Here is a 243-nt window from a genome sequence, read left to right as displayed (position 1 = left end):
ACTCCCATCTCAATTGTTACATCGTTTACATACATTCTAACAAATCTGTCAATTGTTTCCTTTGATTGTCCCCTACCATACTGCATTGCATAGTCTAGTGCTTCACCTGGTCTTGCCATACCATATACGATTGATTCACGGAAAAACTCGTCAAACTTTTTGATTGTATCAATTCCAAAGTGATTGCTCATTACATTTACTCCAAGTGGTACAGGTAGTCCGCCAGTGCTGTCTCTCCACCAG

1 protein-coding gene is annotated in these 243 nt (G+C 40.3%); it reads right to left on the bottom strand.

Going from position 1 to position 243, the window contains the following annotated elements; all coding sequences use genetic code 11:
• On the bottom strand, positions 1 to 191 hold a 191-nt coding region (locus tag DYY66_RS06580; protein WP_304515751.1), incomplete at its 3' end, for an MqnA/MqnD/SBP family protein.
• Positions 192 to 243 lie beyond the last annotated feature (52 nt).

Source organism: Candidatus Nitrosotalea sp. FS (assembly GCF_011319475.1).
Lineage (GTDB): Archaea > Thermoproteota > Nitrososphaeria > Nitrososphaerales > Nitrosopumilaceae > Nitrosotalea.
Note: the sequence above shows the minus strand (reverse complement) of the source record. Positions and strands in the feature narration are given on the sequence as shown.